Below are 5,561 nucleotides of genomic sequence, written 5' to 3' on the forward strand. Positions count from 1 at the left end.
TCCTTTTGCTCCTTCCCTTTTATTGCCTCCATCACCATTTGGTTACCTCTTTTCCATTCTCTCCTTCCCATTTATTGTCTCCATCTCTATTTGGTTACCTCTTTTCCATTCTCTCCTTCCCATTTGTTGTCTCCATCTCCATTTGGTTACCTCTTTTCCATTCTCTCCTTCCCATTTATTGCCTCCATCTTCATTTGGACACCTCTTTTCCTTTTGTTCTTTCCCTTTTATTGCCTCCATCTCCATTTGGTTACCTCTTTTCCTTTTGCTCTTTCCCTTTTATTGTCTCCACCTCCATTTGGTTACCTCTTTTCCTTTTGCTCTTTCCCATTTATTGTCTCCATCTTTTTGCTAACCACCAGCCTTTACTTTTTTCTCGGCTTACAACCCAAATAGCCCCAGTAAGCACACTGCCTACTGGGGCTATAAATCTAAGCAATATTTATCTCGTGATTACATTTAATGTCACTTCTACATTACCCCTTGTTGCTTTTGAATAAGGGCAAAAGTCGTGAGCTTTATGTACAAGCTCATTTGCTTCCTCATCTGATACGCCTTGAACGAGGGCATTTAGTGTTACGGCAATTTTAAAACCACCATCACTTGAATCCTTGACTAAACTTACTTCGGCTTCAATTTCTGATTCAATTTCTTTTTTCGCCTTTGAAGCGATTAAATTTAACGCTCCATCAAAGCAAGCCGCATATCCAGCCGCAAATAATTGCTCTGGGTTTGTTGCATCCTTAACCTCTTCACCTGCTTTTGGCATCTTTAATTTTAAATCAATGACCCCATTCTCTGATTGAACATGTCCTTCTCGTCCACCATGTGCTTTTGCTTGTGCTGTTAAAATTGTATCTCCCATTATCAAAACTCCTTCCTAAATTAAGAACACTCTGTTTAACTATTCACTTTTTGAGCTAAAATTAAACACCTTTATATAAGTTCGACAAAAAAAGATCATACCCTTCTAAAAGAGTATGATCGATTCATTTTTAATGTTTGATAATCTCATGAATAAGTGGAGGAGAAGTCACTAACTCATTTGTTAATTGATACGCCTCATAGATAATTTGTTGTACTTCTTCTACTTGTTTGTCATTACTATGTAACGTAACAAGCGATTCGCCTTGTTCAACATAATCACCGATTTTTTTGTTTAAAATAAGACCAACTGCTAAATCAATTTCTGCCTCTTTTGTTGGTCGACCTGCTCCTAGCTTCATAGCAGCCGTTCCAATCTTGTCAGCGATGATTTCTGCTACATAGCCGCTTTTTGGCGATGGTACTTCTAGTTTATAAGTGGCCTCTGGTAATTTTTCAAGCTGATCAACAATCGAATCGTCACCACCTTGAGCCCGAATAAATGTTTTAAAGGTTTCAAGCGCTTTGCCGCTACGAATTACTTCTTCTAATTTTGTTCTAGCCTCTTCTATTGAACTCGCTTTTTCGGCTAAATAGACCATATAACTTCCTAACGTTAAACATAATTCATGTAAATCACTAGGCCCTTCCCCTTTTAACAGTTCAATCGCTTCTTTTACTTCTAAAGCATTTCCAACGGTTTGTCCGAGTGGTTGATTCATATCCGAAATAATCGCCATTGTTTGACGTCCTAGCTCATTACCGATTTCAACCATTGCAGTCGCTAATTCTTTCGCTTGCTCAAACTCCTTCATAAAAGCACCAGAGCCAACTTTTACATCTAAAACAATCGCTTCTGCCCCAGAGGCAATTTTTTTACTCATAACAGAGCTTGCAATGAGTGGAATCGAATTAACCGTTGCGGTCACATCACGTAAACTGTATAGCTTTTTATCAGCTGGTGTTAAATTATTTGTTTGACCAACAACCGCTACTTTATGTTCATTTACTTGTTTTAAAAACTGTTCCGTGTCCATTTCAACCGAGAAACCTGGGATCGCTTCAAGTTTATCAAGAGTTCCCCCTGTATGACCTAAACCACGGCCCGACATTTTCGCAACCGGTACCCCTACTGAAGCAACGAGTGGTGCTAAAGCAATCGTCGTTTTATCACCGACACCACCAGTAGAGTGTTTATCTACTTTTATACCTTCAAGCGATGATAAGTCAATCTTATCGCCTGAATTGACCATCGCCATTGTCAATTCAGCCCGCTCTGCTTTTGTCATGTCCTGAAAAAAGATCGCCATTGATAAAGCTGACATTTGATAATCAGGAATATCACCTTTTGTATAATTAGAAATAATAAAATGAATTTCTTCCTTTGTTAACTCTAAACCATCTCTTTTTTTCTCGATTAAATCAACCATCCTCATTTGGCATCCCCCATTCACAAGTTACATTTTTTTGATTGTCTCTTTTACTAAATCAAGGAAATCAGTTTTTACTCTTTCAGTCGTTTCAATAACTTCATCATGTGATAATGGTTGTGGTAAAATCCCTGCTGCCATATTCGAAATGCATGAAATTCCTAAAACGTCTAAACCAGCATGACGGGCTACAATCACTTCAGGAACAGTTGACATTCCAACCGCATCCCCACCAATTGCTCGAATCATGCGAACTTCTGCCGGAGTTTCATAAATTGGACCTGTGTTGGCCACATAAACACCTTTTTGAACTTTAATTCCTAACTCACCAGCAACTGACTCGGCAACCTCACGTAATTGTGGGCAATAAGCTGTTGACATATCCGGAAAACGAACACCTAGTTCTGGATCATTTGGTCCAATTAATGGATTTTGGTACATATTATTAATATGATCGGTAATTAGCATTAAGTCTCCTGCCTCAAACTCCATATTAACTCCACCAGCAGCATTAGTAACAATTAATTGTTCGACCCCTAGCTCCTTCATAACACGGACAGGATATGTGACATGATCAAGTGGATAACCTTCATAATAGTGGAATCTTCCTTGCATAGCGACAACATTTTTTCCTTTTAATTCTCCAAATACGAGTTGACCTGCATGTCCTTCAACCGTAGATACTGGAAAATGAGGAATGTCTGAATAAGAGATTTTAATTGGATTTTCAATTTCATCCGCTAATAAACCAAGTCCTGATCCTAAAATAAGACCAATTTTTGGTGCTTGGATTTTTTTCTCATTTAAATAGTCGACCGTTTCTAATAATTTCACTTTTGTTGTCATTTTTATAATCCCCCTATAACTCTTTTAAAAAGCTTGTCCCTAGTTTTGGTAAAGCGACGGCAAAGTTTTCAGCAATCGTGGCCCCTATGTCTGCAAAGGTATCTTTTACTCCTAATGAAGTTCCAGATTGTTGATTTTTTGTATACGTTAACAAAGGTACAAATTCTCTTGTATGATCCGTTCCTTTAAAAGTCGGATCATTGCCGTGGTCTGCCGTAATAATTAATAAATCTTTCTCTTTTAAATGGTTCATTACTTCAATCAATTGTCGGTCAAATTGTTCTAAAGCTTCACCATAACCGATTGGATCTCTTCTATGCCCATATTTCGCATCAAAATCAACGAGGTTTAAAAAGGCTAAACCGGTAAAATCTCGCTCCATCACGTTAAGCAATTTTTCCATACCATCATCATTTGAGACCGTTCGAATTGCATCAGTAATTCCTTCTCCATCATAAATATCTGAAATTTTTCCTAAAGCAATCGAATCAAAACCACCATCCATCAATTCATTCATTACCGTACGAGCAAATGGTTTTAAAGCGTAATCATGTCGATTAGCCGTTCGCTCCCAAGCTCCCTCTGCTCCAATAAATGGTCTTGCGATAATTCGTCCTAAACGATACGGAGGTTTGAGCGTCATTTTGCGAGCTTTTAAACAAATCTCATACAGTTCTTCTAAAGGAACAACCTCTTCGTGAGCCGCAATTTGTAAGACAGAGTCAGCTGACGTATACACAATTAAATCTCCTGAGCGGACATGCTCTGCCCCTAACTCATCTAAAATTTCCGTTCCAGATGCGACTTTATTCCCGATTACTTTTCGGCCTGTTTCCTTTTCAAGTTGCTCAATCAAATCTGGTGGAAAACCTTCTGGAAACACCTGAAAAGGTTCTTTAATATGTAAGCCCATAATCTCCCAATGTCCAGTCATCGTATCTTTCCCACTTGATGCTTCTTGCATTTTCCCATAGTGACCAATCGGCTGTTGGACTTTTTCTACCCCTTTAATCGGTTCAATGTGAGCTAAACCCATTCTCGCCATATTTGGCAGCTTTAATCCGTTCATCGCCTTGGCAATATTCCCTAAAGTATGCGAACCAACATCTCCAAATTGATCAGCATCTGGAGCTTCTCCAATCCCAACAGAGTCCATGACAATTAAAAATATTCTTTCATAATCTCTCACTAAAAAACCCCTCCAACTTCCCATTCTTTTCTTTTGTTATTATACCCAACTCTCTCATAATACGAGCAAAAGCGTAAACGTCAGAAGTCTGACCTCTGATAGTAAAAAAGAAAATTTATCCTCACCAATTCCTCTTTTAAGCACGTGGATGGAACTGGGAATAAACATCTTTTAATCTCGTTTTTGTCACATGAGTATAAATTTGAGTTGTTGATATATCAACATGTCCAAGCATTTCTTGTACCGCTCGTAAATCGGCTCCATTTTCTAATAAATGAGTGGCAAATGAATGCCTTAACGTATGGGGAGATAATTCTTTTGTTATCCCTGCATCCTTTGTTAATTGTTTTAAAATCTTCCAAAAACCTTGTCTCGTTAATGGTCGCCCGTAATGATTTACAAATAAGCTATCATGTTGATTCTTTTTTAACAAGTGCCCTCTCGCTTTATCCAAATAACGCTCGATTTCTTTTACGGCTGTATTCCCTAAAGGAATAATTCTTTCTTTGTTGCCTTTTCCAATACAACGGATAAAACCCATTGATAAATGAATATCACTCAAACTTAATTGAGTCATTTCAGTTACTCGCATTCCTGTTGCATACAAGAGCTCTAGCATCGCCTTATTTCGGATTTGGATCGGCTTTGTTCCATCCGCCATTTCTAATAAAGCCTCTACTTCTTCTAATGCTAATATTTTTGGGAGTCGTTTTGATGCTTTTGGCATTTCGATTAAATCAGATGGATCATGATCCAAATGTCGCTCCCTCACTTGATATTGATGAAAGGCTCGAATTGTTGATAATGTTCTAGCAAGTGTCGAAGCGGCTTTTCCTTGTTCTTTTAAGAAAAACAAATATTGTCGAATCGAGTCTCGTTTAACCGCTTGGTAGGAGGTTATTTGTTCAACCTTTTGTAAATATCTTTGATAAGCAATCAAGTCTCGTCGGTAGGACAGTATTGTATTTTCGCTTAGCCCTCGTTCAATTCGAATATAATCGATAAAATCAGTTATCATTTTATCCAAAAGTAAACGCCCCTCATTATTATTCACCTAGACGGTAGAACCACATTAATCGATTAGTCATGGTATCCGGTTCAGCTGAATCCATTTGAAAAACTTTGACCGCTTTTCCAAGTGGCTCATCGTATCGGTGCATGCTTTCATACTCGGCACTTATCCATAGAATACCATAATAAAACAAAGCTGTGCATCCCATAAATATGATAAG

General features: G+C 38.1%; 7 protein-coding genes. All 7 read right to left on the bottom strand.

Annotation, left to right across the window (positions count from 1 at the left end; all coding sequences use genetic code 11):
• Positions 1-42: 42 nt before the first annotated feature.
• The 7 genes from BALCAV_RS20425 to BALCAV_RS21890 all read right to left on the bottom strand — a co-directional run bounded on the left by BALCAV_RS20425 (position 43) and on the right by BALCAV_RS21890 (position 5,558).
• Positions 43-246 carry a hypothetical protein gene (locus BALCAV_RS20425; RefSeq protein ID WP_040324319.1) on the bottom strand — a complete coding sequence of 68 codons (204 nt, stop codon included), beginning with the start codon at positions 244-246 and terminating at the stop codon, positions 43-45.
• Positions 247-442: 196 nt separating this feature from the next.
• Positions 443-865: an organic hydroperoxide resistance protein gene (locus BALCAV_RS20430; protein ID WP_003324106.1), complete on the bottom strand. Its 423-nt coding sequence runs from the start codon at positions 863-865 to the stop codon at positions 443-445.
• A gap of 130 nt (positions 866-995) precedes the next feature.
• On the bottom strand, positions 996-2,300 hold the full coding sequence (locus tag BALCAV_RS20435; protein WP_003324105.1) for a pyrimidine-nucleoside phosphorylase: 1,305 nt from the start codon (positions 2,298-2,300) through the stop codon (positions 996-998).
• A 21-nt stretch (positions 2,301-2,321) separates the two neighbouring features.
• Positions 2,322-3,140, bottom strand: a complete 819-nt coding sequence (locus tag BALCAV_RS20440) for a purine-nucleoside phosphorylase (protein WP_003324104.1) — start codon at positions 3,138-3,140, stop codon at positions 2,322-2,324.
• Between the two features lie 13 nt (positions 3,141-3,153).
• Positions 3,154-4,353, bottom strand: a complete 1,200-nt coding sequence (gene deoB, locus BALCAV_RS20445) for a phosphopentomutase (protein ID WP_040324320.1) — start codon at positions 4,351-4,353, stop codon at positions 3,154-3,156.
• A gap of 112 nt (positions 4,354-4,465) precedes the next feature.
• Complete coding sequence (xerD, locus tag BALCAV_RS20450; RefSeq protein WP_003324100.1) at positions 4,466-5,356, bottom strand: site-specific tyrosine recombinase XerD; 891 nt, start codon at positions 5,354-5,356, stop codon at positions 4,466-4,468.
• 19 nt (positions 5,357-5,375) lie between these two features.
• Positions 5,376-5,558, bottom strand: coding sequence for a YqzK family protein (locus BALCAV_RS21890; protein ID WP_235213158.1), 183 nt, complete (start codon positions 5,556-5,558; stop codon positions 5,376-5,378).
• Between the last annotated feature and the right edge of the window lie 3 nt (positions 5,559-5,561).

Source organism: Alkalihalobacillus alcalophilus ATCC 27647 = CGMCC 1.3604 (genome assembly GCF_000292245.2).
GTDB classification, from domain to species: domain Bacteria; phylum Bacillota; class Bacilli; order Bacillales; family Bacillaceae_D; genus Alkalihalobacillus; species Alkalihalobacillus alcalophilus.

Coding starts and splice junctions, on each gene's coding strand:
- BALCAV_RS20440 (WP_003324104.1), bottom strand. CDS start 3,140: ATGACAACAAAAGTGAAATTATTAGAAACGGTCGACTATTTAAATGAG.
- deoB (WP_040324320.1), bottom strand. CDS start 4,353: ATGGGAAGTTGGAGGGGTTTTTTAGTGAGAGATTATGAAAGAATATTT.
- BALCAV_RS20425 (WP_040324319.1), bottom strand. CDS start 246: ATGGAGATGGAGGCAATAAAAGGGAAAGAACAAAAGGAAAAGAGGTGT.
- BALCAV_RS20435 (WP_003324105.1), bottom strand. CDS start 2,300: ATGAGGATGGTTGATTTAATCGAGAAAAAAAGAGATGGTTTAGAGTTA.
- BALCAV_RS20430 (WP_003324106.1), bottom strand. CDS start 865: ATGGGAGATACAATTTTAACAGCACAAGCAAAAGCACATGGTGGACGA.